The sequence below is a fragment of the Micromonospora psammae genome, assembly GCF_036902725.1.
Classification (GTDB): domain Bacteria; phylum Actinomycetota; class Actinomycetes; order Mycobacteriales; family Micromonosporaceae; genus Micromonospora.
Map to the genome: position 1 here is coordinate 207,043 of NZ_JBAKHM010000006.1, position 22,816 is coordinate 229,858.

20 protein-coding genes are annotated in these 22,816 nt (G+C 74.2%); 13 read left to right on the top strand and 7 right to left on the bottom strand.

Annotation, left to right across the window (positions count from 1 at the left end):
* Positions 1-17: 17 nt before the first annotated feature.
* The 4 genes from V6U79_RS12105 to V6U79_RS12120 are packed head-to-tail and all read right to left on the bottom strand — an operon-like array spanning position 18 to position 3,140.
* Positions 18-1,088: an ABC transporter ATP-binding protein gene (locus V6U79_RS12105; RefSeq protein ID WP_334614700.1), complete on the bottom strand. Its 1,071-nt coding sequence runs from the start codon at positions 1,086-1,088 to the stop codon at positions 18-20.
* Positions 1,085-1,921: an ABC transporter permease gene (locus V6U79_RS12110; RefSeq protein WP_334614701.1), complete on the bottom strand. Its 837-nt coding sequence runs from the start codon at positions 1,919-1,921 to the stop codon at positions 1,085-1,087. The genes V6U79_RS12105 and V6U79_RS12110 overlap by 4 nt, the downstream gene beginning before the upstream one ends.
* Positions 1,918-2,727: a molybdate ABC transporter substrate-binding protein gene (modA, locus tag V6U79_RS12115; protein ID WP_334614702.1), complete on the bottom strand. Its 810-nt coding sequence runs from the start codon at positions 2,725-2,727 to the stop codon at positions 1,918-1,920. The genes V6U79_RS12110 and modA overlap by 4 nt, the downstream gene beginning before the upstream one ends.
* Positions 2,724-3,140, bottom strand: coding sequence for a TOBE domain-containing protein (locus tag V6U79_RS12120; RefSeq protein ID WP_334614703.1), 417 nt, complete (start codon positions 3,138-3,140; stop codon positions 2,724-2,726). The genes modA and V6U79_RS12120 overlap by 4 nt, the downstream gene beginning before the upstream one ends.
* A gap of 140 nt (positions 3,141-3,280) precedes the next feature.
* Between V6U79_RS12120 and V6U79_RS12125 the strand changes: the two genes are divergently transcribed.
* From V6U79_RS12125 to fxsT, 7 genes are all read left to right on the top strand, one after another.
* Positions 3,281-4,177, top strand: coding sequence for a DUF4231 domain-containing protein (locus V6U79_RS12125; RefSeq protein WP_334614704.1), 897 nt, complete (start codon positions 3,281-3,283; stop codon positions 4,175-4,177).
* A 97-nt stretch (positions 4,178-4,274) separates the two neighbouring features.
* Positions 4,275-4,448 carry an FXSXX-COOH protein gene (locus V6U79_RS12130; RefSeq protein WP_334530892.1) on the top strand — a complete coding sequence of 58 codons (174 nt, stop codon included), beginning with the start codon at positions 4,275-4,277 and terminating at the stop codon, positions 4,446-4,448.
* Positions 4,420-6,753 (top strand): FxsB family cyclophane-forming radical SAM/SPASM peptide maturase, encoded by a 2,334-nt coding sequence (locus V6U79_RS12135; RefSeq protein ID WP_334614722.1) that lies wholly within the window; start codon positions 4,420-4,422, stop codon positions 6,751-6,753. Before V6U79_RS12130 ends, V6U79_RS12135 begins: the two co-directional genes overlap by 29 nt.
* Positions 6,750-7,532, top strand: coding sequence for an AAC(3) family N-acetyltransferase (locus tag V6U79_RS12140; protein ID WP_334614723.1), 783 nt, complete (start codon positions 6,750-6,752; stop codon positions 7,530-7,532). The genes V6U79_RS12135 and V6U79_RS12140 overlap by 4 nt, the downstream gene beginning before the upstream one ends.
* Positions 7,533-7,606: 74 nt before the next feature.
* Positions 7,607-8,287 (top strand): TIR-like protein FxsC, encoded by a 681-nt coding sequence (locus V6U79_RS12145; protein WP_334614705.1) that lies wholly within the window; start codon positions 7,607-7,609, stop codon positions 8,285-8,287.
* The gene (locus tag V6U79_RS12150; protein ID WP_334614706.1) at positions 8,274-9,440 is read left to right on the top strand and encodes a TIR-like protein FxsC; all 1,167 of its coding nucleotides are present in this window, start codon (positions 8,274-8,276) and stop codon (positions 9,438-9,440) included. The genes V6U79_RS12145 and V6U79_RS12150 overlap by 14 nt, the downstream gene beginning before the upstream one ends.
* Positions 9,437-13,357: an FxSxx-COOH system tetratricopeptide repeat protein gene (fxsT, locus tag V6U79_RS12155; protein WP_334614707.1), complete on the top strand. Its 3,921-nt coding sequence runs from the start codon at positions 9,437-9,439 to the stop codon at positions 13,355-13,357. The genes V6U79_RS12150 and fxsT overlap by 4 nt, the downstream gene beginning before the upstream one ends.
* Here the strand turns inward: fxsT and V6U79_RS12160 are convergent.
* Together V6U79_RS12160 and V6U79_RS12165 are read right to left on the bottom strand one after the other, a co-directional pair.
* Complete coding sequence (locus V6U79_RS12160; protein ID WP_334530878.1) at positions 13,351-14,301, bottom strand: alpha/beta fold hydrolase; 951 nt, start codon at positions 14,299-14,301, stop codon at positions 13,351-13,353. The genes fxsT and V6U79_RS12160 overlap by 7 nt on opposite strands.
* Before the next feature lie 117 nt (positions 14,302-14,418).
* Positions 14,419-15,456, bottom strand: a complete 1,038-nt coding sequence (locus V6U79_RS12165; protein ID WP_334614708.1) for a helix-turn-helix domain-containing protein — start codon at positions 15,454-15,456, stop codon at positions 14,419-14,421.
* A gap of 146 nt (positions 15,457-15,602) precedes the next feature.
* Here V6U79_RS12165 and V6U79_RS12170 point away from each other — a divergent pair, with 146 nt between their 5' ends.
* The 6 genes from V6U79_RS12170 (at position 15,603) to V6U79_RS12195 (ending at position 19,704) form a co-directional block, all read left to right on the top strand.
* On the top strand, positions 15,603-16,535 hold the full coding sequence (locus tag V6U79_RS12170) for a diacylglycerol/lipid kinase family protein (protein ID WP_334614709.1): 933 nt from the start codon (positions 15,603-15,605) through the stop codon (positions 16,533-16,535).
* Positions 16,536-16,660: 125 nt separating this feature from the next.
* Positions 16,661-17,434: a nucleotidyltransferase domain-containing protein gene (locus V6U79_RS12175; protein ID WP_334614710.1), complete on the top strand. Its 774-nt coding sequence runs from the start codon at positions 16,661-16,663 to the stop codon at positions 17,432-17,434.
* 54 nt (positions 17,435-17,488) lie between these two features.
* On the top strand, positions 17,489-17,965 hold the full coding sequence (locus V6U79_RS12180) for a macro domain-containing protein (RefSeq protein ID WP_334614711.1): 477 nt from the start codon (positions 17,489-17,491) through the stop codon (positions 17,963-17,965).
* A gap of 106 nt (positions 17,966-18,071) precedes the next feature.
* On the top strand, positions 18,072-18,500 hold the full coding sequence (locus V6U79_RS12185) for a hypothetical protein (RefSeq protein ID WP_334614712.1): 429 nt from the start codon (positions 18,072-18,074) through the stop codon (positions 18,498-18,500).
* Positions 18,494-18,718 (top strand): helix-turn-helix transcriptional regulator, encoded by a 225-nt coding sequence (locus tag V6U79_RS12190; protein ID WP_334614713.1) that lies wholly within the window; start codon positions 18,494-18,496, stop codon positions 18,716-18,718. The genes V6U79_RS12185 and V6U79_RS12190 overlap by 7 nt, the downstream gene beginning before the upstream one ends.
* On the top strand, positions 18,715-19,704 hold the full coding sequence (locus tag V6U79_RS12195) for an NAD(P)-dependent alcohol dehydrogenase (protein ID WP_334614714.1): 990 nt from the start codon (positions 18,715-18,717) through the stop codon (positions 19,702-19,704). The genes V6U79_RS12190 and V6U79_RS12195 overlap by 4 nt, the downstream gene beginning before the upstream one ends.
* 21 nt (positions 19,705-19,725) lie before the next feature.
* Here the strand turns inward: V6U79_RS12195 and V6U79_RS12200 are convergent, their stop codons facing one another.
* Positions 19,726-21,204 (bottom strand): DivIVA domain-containing protein, encoded by a 1,479-nt coding sequence (locus tag V6U79_RS12200; protein WP_334614715.1) that lies wholly within the window; start codon positions 21,202-21,204, stop codon positions 19,726-19,728.
* Positions 21,205-22,816 lie beyond the last annotated feature (1,612 nt).

Consider the following 22,816-nt stretch of genomic DNA (forward strand, 5'->3'; position numbering starts at 1 on the left):
GCAGAGCGGCTCGGCCGCTACGCCGACCCGGCCGGGTACGCCCGGGTCTCGCTGGCCCGCACCGCCGCCCAGACCTGCTGGCCCGGTCCCAGGCGCAGCCGCGCGGCGGCGGCCGGGGTGACGTCGGCGGCGACGGGGACCGGCCCGCCGAGCTGCACCCGCAGGTTGTCCCCGTGCCGCTGCACGCCGGAGACCGTGGCCGGCCAGGTGTTGCGGGGACTGCCCTCGGGTCGGTGCGCGTGCAGGGCGACCGCTGCGGGTGGGAACACCACGAAGGCGTCGCCGTCGAGCCGTTCGGCGGTGGTGAGGACGAAGCCGTCGCCGAGGCGTACCCGGTGGCCGTCGGCGCGGCCCCGGTAGAGGTTGAGGCCGACCAGCCGGGCGACGTAGTCGGTGCGCGGCCGGGCGGTGACGGTGGCCGCGTCGCCGTCCTGGACCACCCGGCCGTCCTCGACGATGACCAGCCGGTCGGCCAGCGCCAGCGCGTCGAGCGGGTCGTGGGTGACCAGCAGGGTCGCCCCGTCATGGTCGGCCAGGTGCCGGTGCAGCTGCGCCCGGGTGTCCAGCCGGGTCCGCGCGTCCAGCGCCGCGAGCGGCTCGTCGAGCAGCAGCAACCTCGGATGCACGGCGAGCGCGCGGGCGAGGGCGACGCGCTGGGCCTGGCCGCCGGAGAGCTGCCGTGGCCGGCGCTCGGCGTACCCGGCGAGCCCGACCCGGTCCAGCCAGCCGGCGGCCCGCTGGCGGGCGGCCCGCCGGTCGAGGCCCTGCCGGCGCGGGCCGAACGCGACGTTGTCCAGGGCGCTCAGGTGCGGGAAGAGCAGGTAGTCCTGGAAGACCACGCCGATCCGTCGGCGCTCCGGCGGGACCCAGCGTCCCTGGTCGGGCCGGTCCAGGTCGACGCCGTCGAGCCGGAGGTGCCCGCCGGTCAGCGGTCGCAGCCCGGCCAGGGCCCGCAGCGCGGTGGTCTTGCCGGCGCCGTTCGGGCCGAGCAGCGCGACCACCTCGCCGGCGGCCAGCCGCATCCGGACGTCGAGGCGGAACGCGCCCCGGTCGACGACGAGGTGACCGTCCAGCAGCGGCGCGGTCACGGGCCGGCGATCCAGCGGTCGCGGAGCCCGGCGAGGATCGCCACCGAGACGGTGAGCAGGATCAGGCTGAGTACGATCGCGGCCTCCAGGTCCGTCTCCAGGGCCAGGTAGACCGCGAGCGGCATGGTCTGGGTGCGGCCGGGAAGGTTCCCGGCGAAGGTGATGGTGGCGCCGAACTCGCCCAGCGCCCGGGCCCAGCAGAGCACCGCGCCGGCGGCGACCCCGGGGGCGACCAGCGGCAGGGTGACGTGGGTGAAGATGGTCCACCGGCCGGCGCCCAGGGTCGCGGCGGCCTCCTCGTAGCGGTGGTCCGCGCCGCGCAGCGCCCCCTCCACGGCGATGATCAGGAACGGCATCGCCACGAACGCCTCGGCGAGCACCACGCCGGTGGTGGTGAACGGCAGGGTGACGCCGAAGGCGGCGTCGAGCCACCGGCCGACCAGCCCGTTGCGGCCGAACACCAGCAGCAGCGCCACGCCGCCGACCACCGGCGGGAGGACCAGAGGCACGGTGACCAGCGCCCGCACCAGCCGCCGGCCGGGGAACTCCGCCCGGGCCAGCAACCAGGCCAGGGGTACGCCGAGCAGCAGGCAGAGCAGGGTGGCCAGGGTGGCGCACTGCACCGACAGGCGCAGCGCGGTGAGCACCCCCGGCGCGGTCAGCCGCTGCGGCAGGGTCGCCCACGGCGTCCGGACCAGCAGCCCGGCCAGCGGCAGCACCAGGAACAGCAGCCCGAGGCCGGCGGGTACGAGCAGCGCCACCGGCACCCGCCGGCCGGGCCCGCGCGGTCGCCGGACCGCGGCGGCGGGCTCCTCGACGACCGGGGGCGTCATGATCCGGCTGGCGCCTGGAAGCCGGCGTCGGTGAGCGCGGTGCGGCCCGCCGCGGAGAGCACGTACGCCACGAAGGCCCGGGCGCCGGCCTGGTTCGGGGCGTCCCGGAGCACGATGATCGGATAGTCGTTGATCGCGCTCGCGGATTCGGGGAACTCGATGCTGTCGACGGCGTCGGCGGCGGTCCTGGCGTCGGTGCGGTAGACCAGCGCGGCGTCGACCTCGCCCAGCTTCACCTTCGACAGGGCGCCCCTGACGTCCTGCTCCAGGGTGACCGGTGTGAGCGTCACCTTCGCCGCGGCCAGGGCCCGGGTGCCCGCCGCCCCGCAGGGCACCTGCTCGGCGCAGAGCGCCACCTTGATCCCGGGTCCGGCCAGGTCGGCCAGCCCGGTGATCTTCCTGGCGTTGCCCTTCGGCACGGCGATGACCAGCTGGTTGCGGGCGAAGGTGGTCGGGGAGTCCGCGCCGTTGCCGGCCTCGGTCACCGTGGCCATGTTCTTCGGGGCGGCGGAGGCGAACACGTCGGCGGGCGCGCCCTGGTTGATCTGGGCGGCCAGAGCGGAGCTGCCGGCGAAGTTGAAGTTCACCTCGGCGCCGGGGTGGGCGGCCTCGAACGCCGTACCCAGGGCGGTGAACGACTCGGTCAGCGACGCCGCCGCGAACACCGTCACGGTGCCGGTGACGGCGCCGGCGCTCCCGCCGCCGGCCGGTCGCCGGTCCCCGGCCCCGCTGCCGCAGGCGGTGGCGCCGACGACGGTCAGGGCCGCGAGCGCGGCCAGGGCGGACCGGATACACCGTGCGGTCACGAACTCCTCCCCCTGCCGCCACCGGGGGCGGCACGCTCCACCACGACGGTGGTCGACTTGATCACGGCGACGGCCACCGAGCCGACCCGCAGGTCCAGCTCGTCGACCGCCTCCCGGCTCATCAGCGAGACCACCCGGAACGGTCCGGCCTGGATGTCGACCTGCGCCATCACGGTGTCCCGGACGACCGCGGTGACGATGCCGCGCAGCCGGTTGCGGGCCGAGGAGAACTCCGCCCGGTCCGGCTCGGCGGCCTGCGCGCGGACGAAGCCGGCCAGGTCGACGCCGTCGATCAGCCGGTGGCCCTGCGGGTCGCGGGTGGCGGCGAGCCGGCCGGCGTCCACCCAGCGGCGCACCGTGTCGGTGCTGACGCCGAGCAGTTCGGCGGCTTCGCTGATCCGGAAGACGGTCACCCGGTCACCCTAGCGGGCCGCATCTGCGTGGCGGAAGGGAGCGAAGTGCCCGCGTACCGGAGGGATCAGTAGGGAAAATGGCCGCAGGTGCGGTAGCGCCGCCGGGGGCGGGTGGGCGACGCATGGCTACCATGCCGGGCGTGACGACCTTCGATGCGGAAGCCGCCGTCGACCTGGTCTGGCGACGCCAGGGCGTCTGGTCCCGGGCGGCCGGCAACGCGAAACGGCGGATCGTCGCCGCCCGCCGCGCCGTCGCCGGGCTCACCATCGGCGCCGCGGTCGCCGGCACCGCCGCCGCGGGGATCGGGGAGACCGTGCCCGCCCGGGTCCTCGCCGTCGTCGCGGCCGCCGCGCTGCTGCTGGTGCCGATCGTGACCCGGGCGGCGTCCCGGGAGTCGGTGCAGGCCTGGACGCGGCTGCGGTCGGTCTCCGAGGCGTTGAAGGCCGACGTGCACCGCCACCTGGCCGGTGTCGCTCCGTTCGCCGGCGCCGACCGGGACGCCGTGCTGCTGCGCCGCCTGGACGCCCTGATGGACGACGTGGGGGACCTGATGGGGCACGTCGTCGATCCGGCGCCGGACGCGCGGCCGTTGCCCGAGGTGTCGGACGTGCCGAGCTACCTGACGGCCCGGGTCCGCGGGCAGGTCGAGGGGTACTACCTGCCTATGGCGCGCCGGATGGCGACCCGGTCCGAGCGGGTCGGGCGCGCCGCGACCACGGTGACCGTCGCCGGCGCGCTGCTCTCCGCGACGGTGGCCGTGCTCGGCGACCCGCTGGGGCTGACCGCCTGGATCGGCGTCACCGCCACCGTCACCACGGCGCTGGTCGGCTACGGGGCCGCCCAGCGCTACGAGCACCAGCAGATCGAGTACGCCCGCACGGCCGACCAGCTCACCCGGCTGCTGGCCGTCCGCGCCGCCGGTCAGGGCTGGGCCGACGACGACGCGGTCGTGGCGGAGGCCGAGCGGATCATCTCGCTCTCCAACGAGGGGTGGATGGCCCGGATGATCGAGCTCGATGGCGCAGCGCAGCAGTGACATCACCGGCTGTGGCATATAGCATCGTCGATAGTGCTCACTGACCGTCGCCATGGGTGGAGGTCCGTCCACCTTCGACTCAAATGGGGGAGCCTCCGTGGATCTCATCGCTCGCCAGCCGGGCCCGACCCCGCCGCCGCTGGACGACCTGCGGCACACACCGCTCGGCCAGATCCCGCTCGACCGGGCCCGGGCCGTGGTCCGGGTCGCCGACCGCCGGGCGGACCAGCCGGCCCGTGTCGATGTCGCCGCCTTCTCTTCTTCGATCTGAGCCTGGCACGCCGGGTCGCGACCGGGCCGGTCGGGTCGCCCCGCTGAGTCAGTACGTGCTGAAGCTGACCAGCCGCTGCGACCTCGCCTGCGACCACTGCTACGTCTACCAGCACCCGGACCAGTCCTGGCGGCGGCAACCGCACGTCATGGCCCCCTCGACGGTCTCCGCCACCGCGCGGCGCATCGCCGAGCACGCGGCGGCGCACCGGCTCGGCGCCGTCCGGGTCGTCCTGCACGGCGGTGAACCGCTGCTCGCCGGCGCCGACCGACTCGACGCGACCGCCGCCGAGCTGCGCCGGCGGATCGAGCCGGTGGCCCGGCTCGACCTGCGCATGCAGTCCAACGGTGTGCTGCTCACCCCGGCGATCGCCGACGTGCTGGTCGCCCACGACGTCAAGGTGGGCATCTCCTTCGACGGCGACCTGGCCGCCAACGACCGGCACCGCCGCCACGCCAACGGGGCCAGCAGCCACGCCGCGGTGCGCCGCGCGCTGGCCCTGCTGCGCCGCCCGGCATACCGCCCCAGCTACGCCGGCATCCTCTGCACCGTCGACCTCGCCAACGATCCGGTCCGGGTCTACGAGGCGGTGCTGGCCGAGCAGCCCCCGCACGTCGACTTCCTGCTGCCGCACGCCAACTGGGACCGCCCACCCGAGCGGGGTGACGGCACCGCCACCCCGTACGCCGACTGGCTGCTGGCGGTGCACCGGCGCTGGCTGGCCGACGGGCGGCCGGTGCCGATCCGGCTGCTGGAGTCCCTGCTCGCCACCGCCGCCGGGGGCGCCAGCCGGACGGAGGCGGTCGGGCTCGGCCCGGCCGACCTGGTCGTCGTCGAGACCGACGGCACCTTCGAACAGGTCGACTCCCTCAAGTCGGCCTTCGACGGCGCGGCGGCCACCGGGCTGGACGTCTTCCGCCACCGGGTGGACGACGCGGCGGCGCACCCGATGATCGCCGTCCGGCAGATCGGCCTGGCGGGGCTCTGCGCGACGTGCCGCGCCTGCCCGGTGGTCCACCGGTGCGGCGGCGGGCTCTTCGCCCACCGGTACCGCTCCGGCAACGGCTTCGACAACCCCTCCGTCTACTGCGCCGACCTGCGCGAGCTGATCGACGCGGTGAGCGTGCCGGCAGCCGAGCCACCCGACCCGCCGGCGGACGCGCTGGGCCCGGCGGTCCTCGACGACCTCGGCACCGGTTACGGCAGCGACGACTCGGTGCGCCAGCTGGTCGCCGTCCACCAGGCGATGGTCCGCGCGCTGCTGGTCGCGCTCAGCCCCGAGGCGGCCGTCGACCCGGTCGCCGCGCCGGGCTGGGAGCTGCTGGCCGCCCTCGACGTCACCGCGCCCGACGCCGTGCGGACGGTCCTCGCCCATCCCTTCGTCCGCCGGTGGGCGCGCTCCTGCCGCGACGCCGCCGAGGTCGACCTGGCGTACCTCGGCTGCGTGGCCGCCGCCGCCGCGGTGCACGCCGGCGTCGAGGCCGAACTCGTCGTGCCCGTCCGCGACGGCCTGGTCAACCTGCCGACCCTCGGCGCCGTCGCCCTCGACACCGTCGACGGCGACGGGTCGATCTCCGTCACCGCCGATGGCTTCGCGGTGCGCGCCGGGCGGCAGCGCGTCGCCGTGCGACCCGGCGACGCCGCCGACCCGCCCGGTTGGCGGCCGGTACGCCGGCTGCCCCTCGGCGGGCACCACCTGCTGCTGGAGGACACCGACCCGTACCGGGACTGCTACGGGCTGCCGGTCGCGCCCCGGCTGGACCGGGTGACCGCCGAGCGGTGGACGCGGCGGCTGGAGCGGGCGGTCCACCGGGTCGGCGCCGAGTCGGCGGGGTACGCCCCCGGCCTGCGCGCGCTGCTGCGGGCCGTGGTGCCGCTGCGTCCGGACCCGACGGGCCGGCAGCGCAGCGCCGCCGCCGGGGCCGCCTTCGGCGCGGTGGCCGTCACGCCGACCCCCGACGACGCCGCCCTAGCGGTGCTGCTCGTCCACGAGGTGCAGCACCTCAAGCTGGACGCGGTGCTGGACGTCGCCGACCTCTTCGACCGGACCGACCCCCGGACGCTGACCGTGCCGTGGCGCGACGACCCCCGTCCCGTCGAGGGCGCCCTGCACGGCGTATACGCCCACCTGGCGGTCGCCGATGTGTGGCGCACCCGACCCGGCCCGGCCGCCGCCGCCCACCACCGCCGCTACCGGGACTGGACCGTCGGGGCGCTCGAGGCCCTGCTCGGCCTCGGCGCGCTGACCCCCACCGGCGACCGCTTCGTCCGGCGGATGCGGGAGACGGTGGACGGGTGGAGCTGACCGCGGGCCGGGAGACGCTGGCGGCGCAGCTGCGCGGGTTGGGGCTGCCCGCCGGGGCGACGGTGCTGGTGCACAGCGCCCTGTCCCGGGTCGGGCACGGGCCCGCGACCCTGCTGGCCGCGCTGCGCGACGTGCTCGGCCCGGAGGGCACCGTGGTCGTCGGCACCCAGACCCCGGGCAACTCGGTCACCTCCCGGGCGTTCCGGGCCGCCACCGCCGGGATGAGCCCCGCCCAGGTCGCGGCGGCGGAGGCGGCGATCACCCCGTTCGACCCGGAGCACAGCCCGGCGGAGGGCACGGGCGCCTTCGCCGAGCACGTCCGCCGTCAGCCCGCGGCGCGGCGCAGCCACCACCCGCAGGCGTCCTTCGCCGCCGTCGGCCCCGGCGCGACCACCGTGACCGCCGTGCACGACCTCGACTGCCACCTGGGCGAGCGGTCACCGCTGGGCGCCCTGCACGCGGCCGACGCCGTCGTGCTCCTGCTCGGGGTGGGCTGGTCGGTGTGCACCGCGTTCCACCTCGCCGAGTACCGGCTGCGCCGCCCCGCCCCGGAGCGGGCCTACCGCTGCTACGTGCGCGGGGTCGACGGTCGCCGGCTGCGGCGCGACTTCCGGGCCCCGCACCTGGACGACACGGACTTCGCGGTGATCGGCGCCGCGCTGGAGGGATCGGTGCCGGTGCGTACCGGACCAGTGGGCGCGGCGGTGGGCCGGCTGGTCCGGCTGCGGCCGGCCGTGGACTTCGCCCGTGGGTGGATGGATGAGCACCGGCGGCCGTGAGCGGGGCAGTCGGCGGTTGGCGGATGTCGATACTGTGGGCGGCCCAGGGTGGCTGCGCCGGGCGGGAGCGGTAGGTGGCGGAGGACGAGTTCCGGGTGGACGAGAGCGCCCCCGTGTTCTTCCTCAGCTATGCCCGGACCCGCAACCGGATCGCCGCGCCCCCGCGGGACACCAACAGCAAGGTCTTCCAGCTCTTCGTCGACCTCTCCGACCACGTCGTCGAGCTGCTGGGTCTGCGCCCGGGCCGGACGGCCGGCTTCATGGACCGGGTGCTCGACGGCGGTCAACTGTGGACGGAGGATCTGGCCTTCGCCGCCGGCCACTGCCAGGTCTTCATCCCGTTGATCTCCCCGCAGTACCTGCGCAGCGAGTGGTGCGCCCGCGAGTGGGACGCGTTCTCCCGGCGGCCGGTCCTGCTGCGGCCGGGCGCGGAGGCGTCGGCGGGGGAGACGCCGCTGATCCCGGTCAACTGGTCGGTGGTGGAGCGGCGGCGGGTGCCTCCGGTCGTGTCGCAGCGGCAGATGTTCAGCCCCACCCGGCTACCCCCGGAGATCGCCCCGCAGTACCACGACGAGGGCATCTACGGGCTGCTGAGCCTCGGCAAGAACGGCAAGGACGCCTACGACGCGGTGGTGTGGCGCCTGGCGCAGCGCATCGCCAAGGCGTACCAGACCCACTGGGTCGCCGCCCGGGTCCCGGACGACGTGCGCGAGCTGCGCGACAGCTTCGAGGAGGCCGGGCATGAACTGGGCTGACGCTTCCTCGACCAGCGCGGTCGCCGGGCGGGAGACCTACTTCTTCCTCAGCTACGCCCACTCGGTTCCGCTGTCGGCGGCGGCCCGCCCGGACACCGACTTCTGGGTCACCCGGTTCTTCCAGGACCTGGGCACGGCGGTACGCGACGGCGCGAGCCGGACCGGCGAGCTGGACGTCGGGTTCTTCGACGGCCTGGTCAACCCCGGCGCGGACCTGAAGCAGACGCTGACCGAGGCGCTCAGCCTCGCCCACGTCTTCGTGCCGCTGTACTCGCCCAACTACTTCCGCAACGCCTGGGCGGTGGGGGAGCGGGACTCGTTCCGCAGCCGGCTCAGCCGGTTGTCGCCGTCCCGGGCCGCCCGGCACATCCTGCCGGTGCTCTGGATGCCGCTGCCGTCGTGGAGCGACCGGTCGGAGACGGTCCCCGCCCTGGAGCTGGTCCGCGACGGCGGCGACCGCGCCGACTACGCCGAGAACGGGCTGCGCGCGCTGTGCAAGCTGAGCGCCTACCGGCGGCAGTACCGCAGCGTCCTCACCGCGCTGGCCGAGCGGATCGTCACCGTGGCCGAGACCGAACCACTGCCCCGGTCCCGGGCCGCGCCCCTGACCGGCAGCCCGGTCACCGACGCCGGCGGCCCCGCGCTGGTGGTCGCCACCCTCACCCCGCACGGCGCCCGCTGGCGCCCGTACGGCGACCAGCACGAGCTGACGGTCGCCGACTACGTCGCCGCCACGGCGGAGCGGCTCGGCCTGCCCACCACCGTCGTGGAGCTGGACCGGGCCCGGGACCGGGTCCCGGAGAGCCCCACGGTGGTGCTGGTCGACGCGGCCGTCGGCGGGGCCGCCGCGCGGGCCGCCCTGCACGGCCTGCCGCAGTGGGTCGTCCCGCTGGTGATCGCCGCCGACCACGAGCGCGGCGAGCAGACCCCCGAGACGATCGCCGGTACGTTGCAGGACGCCGGGTTCCCCCGGGTGCTGCCGGTGCGCGGCATCGACGAGTTCGAACGCTGCACGCCGCTGCTGGTGACCGAGGCCCGCAAGCAGTTCCTCCGGCACGGTCCCGTCGACCCGCCGGAGGGGCCACCCACCCCGAGACCGAGCCTGCGACAGACCGGGGAATCCGACGTACGGCGAGGGAAGGACGAGCGATGACGGCACCGCGCGACGGCCAGGTCGTCACCTTCTACTCCTACAAGGGCGGCACCGGCCGCACCATGGCCCTGGCCAACACCGCCTGGATCCTGGCGGCGAACGGCCAGCGGGTGCTCGTCGCCGACTGGGACCTGGAGTCACCCGGCCTGCACCGGTTCTACGCGCCGTTCCTCGACCCCGACCAGGTCGCCTCCACCGGCGGGGTGATGGACCTGATCCTGGAGTACGAGTGGGAGAACGCGCGGCGGCGCAAGGAGGGCACGGATCCGGTCCGGCGCCCCGGCGACTGGCACCGCGAGTTCGCCCGGGTGCACAAGTACGCCTTCTCGGTGAGCTGGGAGTTCCCCGGCGGCGGCAGTCTGGACCTGCTGCTGGCCGGCCGGCACAACCCCGACTACGCCACCAGCGTCACCGGGCTCAACTGGGACAACTTCTACAACCGGCTCGGCGGCGCCCAGTTCTTCGACGCGCTGCGCGAGGACATGAAGCGGCACTACGACTACACCCTGATCGACAGCCGCACCGGGATCAGCGACGTCGCCGAGATCTGCACCATCCACCTGCCGGACGTCCTGGTCGACTGCTTCACCCTCAGCGACCAGGGCATCGACGGCGCGGCGGCGGTCGCCGCCCGGGTCCGCGGCTACGAGGGGCGGCGGGCGCGGCGGGTCCTGCCGGTGCCGATGCGGGTCGACGAGGGGGAGAAGAGCAAGCGGGACGCCGGTCGGGCGCTGGCCATGCAGCGGTTCGCCGGCCTGCCGGGCGGCATGACCGACGCCGAGCGCCAGGAGTACTGGCTCACCGTCGAGGTGCCCTACCGGGCGTACTACGCCTACGAGGAGACGCTGGCCACGTTCGGCGACGAGCCGGGCAGCCGGACCAGCCTGCTCTCCGCGTACGAGACGTTGACCAGCCACATCACCAACGGGCGGGTCGCCGCCCTGCCCCGCGTCGACGAGGCGCTGCGCCGGCAGACGGTCCAGCGCTTCGAGCGCAAACCGGTGATCGTCGACGAGCTGATCGTGCTGCGCCACGTACCCGAGGACCAGGTCTGGGCGGAGTGGGTGCAGTCCGTGCTCAGCGCCGCCGACCTGCGGGTGGTGACCGTGCCGGCGGTTGGCGCGGCGCCCGTGCCGGGCGGCACGGCGTCCCGGGAGCTGCGGCTGGTCTCCCGGGCCTGGCTGGCCGCCCGGCGGGCCCGGCACGGCCTGGACCCAGGCCGGGGCGCAGCGGACTGGCTGGCGCTGCACGTGGACGACACCCCACCGGCGCCGGACGTCCCGATCGGCAGCTGGGCGTCGGTGCACGAGCTCACCGCCGAGGACGCCGCCGCGCAGCTGCTCAAGCTGGTCGGGCGGTCGGCCGTGGAGGGCGGGCCGGGCCTGCGCGTCGCCCGCTATCCGGGCGTCACCGCGGGGGTGTTCAACCCGCCGGGCCGCAACGCCCGCTTCACCGGACGGGAGGAGCTGCTGGGCCGGCTCCGCGAGGAGCTGAAGGCGGGGGGCGGTGAGCGGACCCCGGTCGCGCTGCGCGGCGGTCCCGGCCTCGGCAAGACCCAGCTCGCCATCGAGTACGCGCACCGCTTCCGCGGCGCCTACGACATCGTCTGGTGGATCCCGGCCGACCCGCCGCAGTTCGTCGACGTGGCGATGGTGGAGCTCAGCGAGGAGCTCGGCCTGCCGACCCAGGCCACCATCCCGGAGACGACCCGGGCCGTCCGGCAGCGGCTCGGCCACACCGAGCGCCGTCCCGACGGCAGCCCGCCGCCGCACTGGCTGCTCATCTTCGACAACGCCGACCAGTACGAGCACGTGCGCCCCTTCCTGCCGCAGGGCAACGGGCACGTCCTGGTCACTACCCGCAACCCCGACTGGGCCGACGTCGCGCGGACGCTGGACGTGGAGGCGTTCCAGCGGGCGGAGAGCGTGACGCACCTGCGGGCCCGCATCGGCGAGCACCTGATGAGCGTCGCCGAGGCCGAGCGGGTCGCCGACGCGGTGGAGAACATGCCGATCTTCGTGGCGATGGCCGGCGCCTGGCTGGCCGACACCCGCACCCCGGTCGCCGACTACCTGGCCGGGCTCGGCCGCACCGGCCTGAGCACCGACATCTGGGACCTCTCCCTGCAACGGCTGCGGGAGGGCTCCGCCGGCGCGTACCGGCTGCTCCAGCTAGCCTCGGTGCTGGCCCCGGAGATCTCCCTCGACCTGCTCTACGGCGACCAGGTGGCCCGGGTGATCGCGCCGCACGACCCGGTGGTGGCCGCGCGGGTCGCCGACCGGGTGTCCGAGCGCGACATCGCCGCGGCGCTGGTGCAGCGGATTAACAAGCTGGCCCTGATCAAGTTGGACCCGCACGCCCAGCGGGTGCAGGTGCACCGGCTGCTCCAGGCGGCCCTGCGGGCCCGGATGTCCGAGCGTGAGCTGGCCGAGGCCAAGCACGACGTGCACCGGATCCTCGCCGGATCCCGACCCCCCGGCGAGGTGGAGGACCCGGCCAACCAGCAGCGCTTCCGGATCCTCTGGCCGCATCTGGACGGCTCCGACGCGATCTCCTGCCAGGACGACAACGTCCGGCAACTGGTCATCGACCGGATCCGCTACATCTACCTCAACGGCGGCTACGAGCAGGGCGAGCAGTACGCGCGGCAGACCGACGCCATCTGGTCGGCCCTGCTGGCCGACCTCCCGGCCGACGGCGCCGCGCACCGCGCCCTGCGGGTCCAGCTGCTGCACCTGCGGTTCAACTGGGCCAACCTGCTGCGCAGCCTGGGCCGGTTCGAGCAGGCCCGCCAGCTCGACGCGGACACCCTGCGCCAGCAGGAGGAGCTGATCGGGGACAGTCACCCGTACACCCTGATGACCGCCGGCGGGTACGCCGCGGACCTGCGCGCCCTGGGCCGCTACGCCGAGGCGCTCCAGCGGGACCTGACGACCTACGCGGCCTCCGTGGAGGTGTTCGGGGAGGACCACCGCCGCACCCTGAACTCGGCGAACAACCTTGCCGCGTCGTACCGGTTGATGGGCCTGTTCGGCAAGGCCCTCGACGGTGACGAGAACACCTACCGCCGGCTGCGGGTGGTGCTCGGCCCCGACCACCCGCGCACCCTGGTCTCGGCCAACAACCTGGCCCGGGACCTGCGCGAGACCGGCGACTACGAGGGCTCGGTGGCGCTGCTGCACGACGTGGTCGACGGTTACCGCAACCTCTTCGGCGACCAGTCCCGCGACGTGCTCACCGCCCAGGCCAACCTCGCCGTGTCGCTGCGCAGCACCGGCGAGGTGGTCCGGGCCGCGCAGCTGCTTGACGACGCGTACGAGCGGCTGCGGGCCAGCCTCGGCCCGGAGAACCCGGACACCCTCTTCGCCTGGCTCAGCCGTACCGCGAACCTGATGCTGCAGGGGCAGGGCGTCCGGGCCCGGGCGGAGCTGGCCGAGGTGGAGCAGATGCTCGTCCGCGTGTTCGGCGCGGAGCACCCGTACACGCTGGTCTCGCGCAACAACCTGGCCGTGGCGTTGTGGGACGCCGGTGACACCGGCGACGCCGCGGCGCTGGCCGACGCCACCGCCGGGTCGCTGCGCGACGTCCTGGGCGACGCCCACCCGTTCACCATGGGCGCGGCGAACAACATCGCCGTCTTCACCATCCTGGCCGGCGACCCGGAGGAGGGGCACGAGCGGCTGCGCGCGGTGGTGGCGCGGCTGGCCGAGGTGCTCGGGCCCGAGCATCCCGACACCCTGCGCGGCCTGGGCAACCTGGAGCTGGCCAACCAGATGGCGTCCGGGGGAGTGGTGAGCATCGGGCGGATGCGCATCGCCGACCGGCTCGCCAACCGGATCGGGCAGCACCACCCCAGCGTCGTCGTGCTACGCGACGGGCGCTTCGTCCGCCGGGTGCTCGACCCGCACCCCTACTGACCGGGGCGCGCGCCGATGAGCAGGTCCCGGCCGGCCGGCTCGTCGGCGGCGGTGAGCCAGCTCAGGATGCGGGGCAGCTGCCCCATCGCGTCGAAGTGCGCCGCGCCGGCCTGCACCTCGATCTGGGCGCCCGGGATCTGCGCGGCGAGCCAGCGGCCGTGGCTGGCCGGGGCGAAGGTGTCCTCCGCGCCGTGCCAGAGGCGTACCGGCGTGGCCGCCGTGTCGATCGCGCCGAGGTCGAACTTCCAGCTGCGCCGCAGCGCCAGGACGTCGTCGATCCACCCGTACGGCCCGGCGCGCAGCGCCTCCTCGTAGGTGTCGGTGATCAGCCGGCGCAGCGCCGCGTCGTTGATCGCCCGGCGGTCCGGCGGCCCCATGTGCGTGATCAGGTCCTCCAGCAGCAGGCGCGGGTCCCCGATCGCCCGCTCGGCGCGCTGGCGGATCTCCTCGACCACCGACTGGGTGTCCGGTCTGCCGGAGCCGAACCCGCGCGTGTTGTCGGCGTTCATGCCGGCGAACCAGTCCAGCGTCATCGCGTCCGACGGGGCGAGGCTGACCAGCACCGCCACCCGGGTCACCCGGCCGCGTAGCCGCTCGTCGGCGGCGCAGGCCAGGGCGTGCGGGCCCCCGCCGGACCGCCCGGCGACCGCGAACCGCCGCAGCCCCAGCTGGTCGGCGATCGCCTCGACGTCCCGGGCGGCGTCCGCGACGTCGCGCCCCTCGAACCGTTCGGAGTCGCCGTACCCGGGGCGGTCGTACGCGATGAGCCGCACCCCCATCCGGTACAGCACGATGCTGCGGGGCTTCGGGCCCCGTCGGCTGCCGGGTGTGCCGTGCATCAGGAAGACGGGAAACCCGTCGGGCGCGCCGGTCACCTCGAAGGCCACGCGTTTGTGGTCCGCGCGGTGGGCGAATTCGATCCCCGGCTCGCCGTCTCGGGTCACTGCAGCCTGCTTTCCGGTGCCACCACCAGCCAATATCCGTAACCCGGCATCGAGTGGAGGCGCTGGCCCGGCTGCCCCACTCAGCATTCGAGCCTAACGGTCGAGCCCCTTCCGTCGCTATGGACCGGATCGACAACCGGCCGGATCTGTCGGAAACGACACCGTCCGGCCACACCGGGCGGAACTTGCGTCCGGCGGCCCGCCGGGCGTCGGCGCGGCGTCCTCCGCCGCCCCGATCGCGGAGGGGTTCCCGAAGCGCCAGTTCACCCGGTACTGGGCCCGCAGCCGGGGCCGGGGCACCTCCCAGTCGTACGCCACCGCGCCGGCGCGGTCCCGCCGCCGGGGAGTGACCTCGGCGGTGCTCTCGGAGGTGAAGGAGGTCTCGCTGCCCCACACCGTGGGTCCGGCCGCGGCGGGCAGTTCCAGCCGGATGGCCAGGCGCCGGGTGGGCAGCCGGATGTCGCGCTGCAACCAGTCGCCGAACTTCCACACCGGCACCCGGTAGCCGTAGTCGACGACGGTGCGCTGGCCGGGATAGAGGGGCACCGGGGCGTCGCCGGTCTCGAACATCAGGACGATCTTCAAAAAGGCGTCCCGCGACCGGGTGACCCGCCACCGCATCGGTTCGCCGCCGATCGTGGCCCGGAAGCCGACCTCGTCGAGGGTGAGCGGATGGCGGCCGTGGAACGCGGTGGAGCGGGCCGGGTCGTCGGGGAACCGGTCGATGTCGATCTGCACGGTGTGCCGGGTGATCGGCTCGGTGCCGACGCTGTGCAGCACGCGCCGGAACCGGCACTCGTACGCGCCGTCGCGCAGTGCGAGCTGCGCCGTCTCGTCGTCGATCACCAGGTGCGACCCGGTGGGTGGGGGCACCGCGGTCGGGCCGAGGCTGGCGAACCGCCCGCCCTGGCCCCGGGTGCCGGCGAAGGCCACGAAGCGCTGCCAGATGCGGTTGCCACTGTCGAGCACCACCTCGACCCGTCGGGCGAACTCCTCCGTGGGCTGGTGCCGGCCGTTCTCGATGTGGCTGACGTACGACGGGTCGAAGCCAGTGCGCCCGGCGAGTTCCTTCTTGGACAGTCCCCGCTGGTGGCGCCAGTGGGTGAGTTCCCGTACGAACGCCTCGGCCGCGCCGTCCTGTGTGGAACCGCCCATGCCCCCGTCCCTGCCGTGTCGGGCCTCAAGTCTGTCTGACCGACCGCCCGTGCGCCAGCGGCTGTCCGCACCGGCGAACCGGCCGGTGTGGGGGCGGCCGCCACCCGGTGCGTGGACCCATGGGCGGGTGGGTAACACCCCCGCTCATGAGCAGCAGCACCGTCGCCCGCCCCGACCGTGACCGCGCCGCGCCGCCCGGCACCGTCGCGGTCGTCGCCCATCGGAAGAAGACCCTGGACGGCGGCCTCGACCAGCTACGCGCCACGCTGGTGGCCGCCGGGGTCGAGCACCTCCTCTGGTACGAGGTGCCCAAGAGCCGCAAGGCGCCCAAGAAGGCCCGTAAGGCGATGAAGAAGGGCGCCGCGCTGATCTTCGTGTGGGGCGGCGACGGCATGGTGCAGCGCTGCGCGGACGCGATGGCCGGCGCGGACGCGGCGATGGCCATCGTGCCGGCCGGCACCGCCAACCTCTTCGCCGCCAACCTCGGCATCCCCACCGACCTCGCCGAGGCGGTGCGGATCGGCCTGCACGGCCGCCGCCGCAAGCTCGACCTCGGCCGGCTCAACGGCGAACACTTCGCGGTGATGGCCGGCGCCGGTTTCGACGGGGACCTGATCCGGGAGGCCGACCGCAAGCTCAAGGGTCGGCTCGGCCGGGTCGCGTACCTCTGGACGGGCCTGCGCCACGTCCGAGGTGAGCTGGTGCACACCCGGATCCGGGTCGACGGCGCGGACTGGTTCGACGGCGAGGCCAGCTGCGTGCTCTTCGGCAACGTCGGCACGATCACCGGGGGCGTACCCGCCTTCGACGACGCCCGCCCCGACGACGGCGCCCTGGAGATCGGCGTCTCCACCGCCAGCGGCGCTGTGGACTGGGCGCGCACCCTGGGCCGGATGGCCGCGGGCCGATCGGAGGACTCGCCGTTCGTCCGGATCACCCGGGGGCGCCGGGTGAAGGTCCGCTTCGCCGCGCCGAGGACGTACGAACTGGACGGCGGCGCGCGGACGCGGACCACCCGGATGAAGGTCCGGGTGGCGCCGGGGGCGTTGACGGTCTGCTGCCCCGCGCCGCGGAGTTGAGCGGCGAGCCGGTCGCGCCCGGGGGAGGTCGTCGAGCCCGGCACGGGACGGGGTGACGGTGCCGCGCCCGTGCCTCGCGATCATCCGGGACGCGGGCCGAGTTTCGGGCTTGGCAGGATGGCGGCATGGACCCTGTCGTACGCCGCTATCTCGCCGACCTGGTCGCCGCCGCCCGGGACGTCCTCGGTGAGGATCTCGTCGGCGCGTACGCGGCCGGCTCGGTGGCGCTGGACGCCTACCAGTCCGGCCGCAGCGACGTGGACGTGGCCCTGGTCTGCGCCCACGCCCTGCCCGAGCACACCAAACGTGACCTGGTGGCCCGGCTGCGGCACGAGGCGCTGCCGTGCCCGGCGCGCGGCCTGGAACTGGTCGTCTACACCGCCGCGGTCGCCGGCTCGGGCACCCCGGAGCCGGGCTTCGAGGTGGAGTTGAACACCGGGGCGCGGATGCCGTTCCGGGTGACCTGGGCGGCCGGCGAGCGGGCCGTCGAGGACGGCCGGTTCTGGTACGCCCTGGACCGCAGCATCCTGCACCAGCACGGGTACGCCCTGCTCGGCGCCCCGGCCGCCGAGGTCTTCGCCGACCCCTCCCCGGACGAGCTTCGGCGGCTGATCGTCACCGCCCTGCGCTGGTGGCTCGACCTGCCGACGCCCGCCGACGACGCCCCCGCGCCCGGCGCCGAGGACGCGGTGCTGGGCGCCTGCCGCTCCCTGGTGCGCGTCCGGGACGGGGTGTGGCTCTCCAAGGTCGCCGCGGGTCACCGGCTCGCCGCCGCCGGCTACCGGCCGGAGCTGATCCACCGCTGCGTCGCCGCCCGAGCCGGCGGCACCCCGCCCAGCGGCGCCGAGGCCCGGGCCTTCCAGCGGCAGATGCTCACCGAGATCACGGCCGACGGCTGACGGCTGGCCGTAATCGGCTGTCGGATGGTCGTACCCGACGGTCATCATGACCGCATGACCCCGCTGATGATCATCAAGGGCGACGCGACCAGCCCGCAGGCCAAGGGCCGGAAGGTGATCGCGCACGTCTGCAACGACCTCGGTGGCTGGGGCAAGGGCTTCGTGCTGGCGGTCTCCCGGCGCTGGCCGGAGCCGGAACGGGACTACCGCGACTGGCACCGGCACCGGGCGCGCAACGACTTCGGGCTCGGCGCGGTCCGCCTGGTGCGGGTCGCCGACGACCTGTGGGTGGCGAACATGATCGGTCAGCGGGGGATCAGGACGGGCAGCGGCGGCCCGCCCATCCGCTACGACGCCCTGGGGCGGTGCCTGGCCACCCTCGGCGACGAGGCGCGGGCGCTGGGGGCGTCGGTGCACATGCCGCGCATCGGGTGCGGGCTCGCCGGCGGCAGCTGGCCCCGGGTGGAGCCGTTGATCACCCGCGCCCTCTGCGACCGGGACGTCGCCGTCACGGTGTACGACCACGGGTAGCGCGACGGACCGCCGCCCGCCTGACGTGTAAAGAATTATTGACACGGTGCCTCGCCCCGGCCTACCTTCAGCGTGTCAAGAATTCTTTACACGCTGAGGAGTGCCCGTGGCCTTCGAGGAGAAACGCGCCTGGACCATGGCGCTGGTCGCCGTCGCCGCCTACGCCACCTACGCCGCCGTCATCCTCGGCCGCGCCGACGGCGTCGCCCTGGTCGACGTCCCGTACGTCGCCGCCCTGCTCTGGACCATCGGCGCGGCCATCCTCACCTCGATCGGCCTGCACATCGTCATCTCGATCGTCCAGCCCGAGGGCGCCAACCAGGCCGACCAGCGGGACCGGGAGATCCACCGGCTCGGCGACCACATCGGCCAGTCGTTCGTCGTCGTCGGCGGGGTCGCCGCACTCGCCATGGCCCTGGCCCGCTGGGACCACTTCTGGATCGCCAACGTCATCTACCTCTGCTTCGTGCTCTCCGCCGTGGTCGGCTCCACCGCCAAGATCGTCGCCTACCGCCGGGGCTTCCAGTCATGGTGAAGCCGACCCGGGTCACCAACAGCATCCGCGCCCTGCGCGCCGCGCACGACGACATGACCCAGGCCGAGCTGGCCCGGCGGGTGGGCGTGACCCGGCAGACCGTCATCGCCATCGAGCAGGGCCGCTACTCGCCATCGCTGGAGATGGCCTTCCAGATCGCCACGGTCTTCGGCGTACCGCTCACCGAGGTCTTCCACTACCCCCAGGAGGAATCATGAAAGCGATCGCCCAGGACGGCTACGGCCCACCCCAGGTGCTCGAACTGCGCGACGTCGACGTTCCCACCGTCGGCGACACCGACGTGCTGGTCCGGGTACGGGCAGCCGGCGTCGATCCGGGGGTGTGGCACCTGACCACCGGGCTGCCCTACCCGGTCCGCCTCGGATACGGTTTGCGCCGCCCGCGCCACCGCATCCCCGGCATGGACCTCGCCGGCGTGGTCGAGGCGGTCGGCCGGGACGTCACCCGCTTCGCCCTCGGCGACGAGGTCTTCGGCACCGGCACCGGCAGCTACGCCGAGTACGCCCTCGCCCCCGAAGGGAAGCTCGCCCCGAAACCCGCCGCGCTGACCTTCGAGGAGGCCGCCGCGGTGCCGGTCTCCGGGCAGACCGCGCTCACCGCCGTCCGCGACGCCGCCAAGGTACGTCCCGGCCAGCGCGTCCTCGTCATCGGCGCCGGCGGCGGCGTCGGCTGCTTCGCCGTGCAGCTCGCCGCCGCGGCCGGCGCCCACGTCACCGGCGTCTGCGGCCCCACCAAACTCGACCTGGTCCGGTCGATCGGCGCGGACGAGGTGGTCGACCACACCCGCGAGGAGATCACCGACCGGGGGATCCGCTACGACGTCATCGTCGACACCGCCGGCAACCGCCCGCTGTCGTCGCTACGCCGCGCCCTCACCCGGAAGGGAACGCTCGTGCTGGTCGGCGGCGAGGCCGCCACCGGACGATGGCTCCAGGGTTTCGACCGGCAGCTCCGCGCGCTGCTGCTCTCCCCGCTGGTCGGTCAGCGGCTGGTCCCGCTGGTGGCCAGGGAGAGCAGCGAGAACCTGGCGGCGCTGGCCGCGCTGGTCGACGCCGGTCGGCTGCGACCCGTCCTCGACCGCACCTGGCCGCTCGCCGACGCGGCCGCCGCCCTGCTGCACGTGTGGGGCGGCCACGCCCGCGGCAAGAACGTCCTCGCCGTAGCCGGTCCTACCGGTCGCTGAGGGCGTCAGCGACCCGTCCGGTCAGCTGCTCGCCACCGCCTCGGGACGGTGCGCCGCCGCCGGAACGTACGGCTCGGGGGCGGGCCGCTCCGGGGCGTACTGCTCCGGCACGTACTGCTCCCGGACGGACCGGTCCGAGGCCGACCGGTCCGGGACGAAGGGCTCCGGGGCGGGCCGCTCGGCGGCGGGCTGCTTCGGCGTCTCCTCCGCCGGCCGCTCCGGCCGGACGGCGAGCATCGGATACTCGGCGGTCTCCCCGCCACCGGCCGCGGCCGCCATCACCGCGGCCGCCGCCAGGTCCGCCACCCGCTTGGCCTCGCGCTGGACCCGCACCCGCACGTCCTTGGCGTGCCGCTCCACCGAATCCGCCGCCTGCCGCGCCTCGTCCAGCCGCTTGGTCTCGGCCGTGAGGTTGCGACGAACCTCCTCCAGCCGCCGCTGCGTCTGGACGAGGTCCCGCTCGGCGGTGTCCCCTTCCTGCTGGATGTCGGCGAGCTGGTCGCGTGCGGTGGCCAACTCCTCGTTGACCTGGGCCAGGAGCTGCTGGCCTTCGGCGATCTCCCGCTGCACCGAGGCGAGCTGCTCCTGGTGCCCGGCCACCTGCTCGTCCGCGCGCTGGCGCACCTCGGTCGCGTACTGCTGCGCCTCCGCGATCAGCGCCTGGATCTGCTGCTCGGCGGCGCTGTGCTGGTTGGTGAGCTCCTGCTCGGCCGCCGCCCGGTGCTCGGCCAGCTCCTGCTCGGCGGCGGCCCGCCGCTCGGCGATCTCCTTCTCGGCGTTGGCCTGCCACTGGGCCAGCTCCTGCTGGCTCTGCGTCCGCGCCGCCTGGATCTCCTGCTGGATCTGGGTACGGGCCGCCTTGGTCAGCGCCTCGGCCGCGGCCCGGGTCTGCGTGATCTGCTTGGCGGTCTGCTCACTGATTCGCTTCGCCTCCTGCTGGGCGCGCTCGTGCGCCGCCTCGCCCTCGGCCCGCAGCCTCTCCGCCCGCTCGCGGATCTCGGTCAGCTCCTTGTCGACCGTGGCCCGCCGCTCCTCGTACGCCTTCTCCTGCTCGGTGCGCCGGGCGGCCAGCTCCTCGTCCAGGTCGCGCAGCGCCTGGACGGTCCGTTCCCGCGCCTCCGCCAGCAGCTTCTCCGCCTCGCCCTGCAGGCCGGCCGCCCGCTGTGTCGCCGTATCGGTGATCATCGCGGCCTGCTTCTCGGCCAGGGCCAGGATCTGGTCGACCATCGGCCCCAGGTCGCGGAACGACGCCCGCTCCACCTGCGCCGGACGCTGGCGCAGCTCGGTCAGCTCCGCCTGCAGCCGCTGGATGTGCGCGGTCAGGCCCTGGATCTGCCCGGCGGACTGCGCGCACTCGCCGGTCAACGAGGCGAGCCGACTGCCGGTCTGCTCGACGTACCGGTCCACCTGCCGCTTGTCGTAGCCGCGCAGGCCGGTCTCGAAATGCGGCCGCCCGGCCGCGTCGTCACGCAGCGCGAACGGCTCGTCGCCGTTGGACATTGCAGCACCCTCCGTACTGTGCGAGCGCCACGCGGTCGATCGTCCACGGGCCATGGTGTGGCGCAACGCTACCGCCGTCCGGCCGCGGGCAATAGAGCCGCCCCGGCGATCGCGACGGGTCCCGGTGGCGACTCCCGCATCCGGGACGTCGGTGCTGTCTGCAGGCCCGGCTGCCCAGCGGGCGGGGATGACCCGGTGACGCCGGCCTCAGGTCGGCCGTCCCTTGAGGCGGCTAGGCAAGGGGGTGGGCCCGCCGCAGTGGACGGTGTGGGACCTCGACGCCCCGTCGGCTCCCGGTGCGCCGACCGACGCCCGTCGGGTAGTACCTCCGGGTCGGTGTGCCACGCCTGCACGCGGCTCCTCAGTGCACGTGTCTGACGTCGTGACGTGCTGCGTCGGCCTGGCGCTGACGGTGCAGCGGGTAGTTGGTGGCGCCTGGCTTGCTCGGTGGGCGTGACAGCCAACTGCGCGCGTTCAGCTCGGTGAAGAACCTGGTCGTCCACGGAGGCACGGGGACAGGTGCAAGCCCTCGGGCACTGCCGCTGGTGTCGCCGAAAACCCGCCGGCTGCGCCTGCGGGGTCCTTCCGGGCTTACCCGAGCTGGTCCTTCCGAGCCTCTCCTGTGCTGCTTTCTCGGGGCTCGCCTTCCGAGGGGGCGGCAGAGCCGGTGGCGGTGACCCCCGGCGGACGAGGCATTGGCCGCGCGCCGGTGTGCCTTCCGCCGGTTAGTCGGACGACGGGCACGACGCCTTCCTTCCGACCTCTCCCGGGCCTTCGGGTGGCGCGCTTGGGCAGCGGCGCCAGCGGTGGGCCGGGGATGTGACGGGGGACGCTCCCGGCGGATTTGACGATCAACTCGCGGGGCGCGTAACTTTCTCTCTGCCAGCGCGGAACGGACGAAACAGGCGAAAGCTTGGGAGGCCGGAGCGCGGGAATGGTCTGAGGCGCGGCTCGGTTGTCATCGGGTACGAGCTTGGGACCGGGCTCCTCAGAGCTTGCGAAGGCAGGCCGGGGGTGCCGGGAATGAGTTCAGGGTCGGACGGGTTGTCATCCGGTACGAGCTTGGACTGACGCTCCCGAGGCTTTGCGAAGCTGGTGGAGCGTGGGAATGTCTCCGGGGTCGGATGGGTTGAGTCCCATGTGAGCCTGGAGCAGGTTTCTCAGGGCTGCGAGAGCAGGCCGGAGGGCCGGGAATGACTCCAGGGTCGGATGGGTTGAATCCCATGTGAGTCTGGACCGGGTGGTGCCCCGGATTCGCTGTGAGGCGGATTTGGTGAGGCGGAGCCGACCGGGTAAGGTTGTCGACCGGCAGGGAAACGGACGGTGTCGCGGGTGACCGCGGACGGCCGGCCTGTCGATTCCATGAGGACAGCGGCGGAAGCCGGTGGAATTGTGGTGCCCGGAATTGTGGTTGATGTGGTGCGGGTCGCGATTGAGCGGTTTGACACGGCGGAGACCGGCGGGTAACGTAGTAAAAGTGCCCGGCGCGGGAAGCGGCGGTCACGAATAGAGCGGAAATGCCCCGGACGGGGGCTCCACGGTGTGGGGTTTCTCGGCGGTGTGTGGTTGTTCTTTGAGAACTCAACAGGGTGCTAGATAAGCCAGTGCCAAT